This window comes from Acidovorax sp. Q11 (assembly GCF_054950075.1).
Genome location: NZ_JBUDZG010000101.1, coordinates 1 through 455 on the forward strand (window position 1 = coordinate 1; position 455 = coordinate 455).

At 63.7% G+C, this 455-nt stretch carries 1 protein-coding gene; it reads left to right on the forward strand.

The window, feature by feature from the left end; translation table 11 throughout:
• A partial coding sequence (locus ACYZGB_RS22855) for a DDE-type integrase/transposase/recombinase (RefSeq protein WP_462391277.1) occupies positions 1-455 on the forward strand: 455 nt, incomplete at both ends.

Genomic DNA, 455 nt, shown 5'->3' on the forward strand with positions numbered 1-455 from the left:
CTGCAGGATCTGGGCCATGAGCAGGTGCCGGCCCCCAGCACGGTCACGGACCTGTTGCACCGCCATGGGCTGATCGCGCCAGCGGACAACGAGACCCAAGGCGAATGGCAACGTTTCGAGCACGAACTGCCCAATGGCCTGTGGCAGATGGATTTCAAGGGCTACTTCGAGACGGCCGCAGGGCGTTGCTCGCCGCTGACCCTGCTGGACGATCACTCGCGCTTCGCATTGGCCACGACGGCTTGCAGCAAGACCGATGCTGCCACGGTCCAGACGCTGCTGCAGGGTGTCTTTGAGCGCTATGGAATGCCTGCGCGCATCAATTCCGACAACGGCTCGCCCTGGGGCTCACCCAGCGCCCCTGGTCACTTGAGTACCCTGGATGTCTGGCTGATCCGCCTGGGCGTGCGCAGCAGCCACAGCAGTCCGTACCATCCGCAGACCAACGGAAAGAT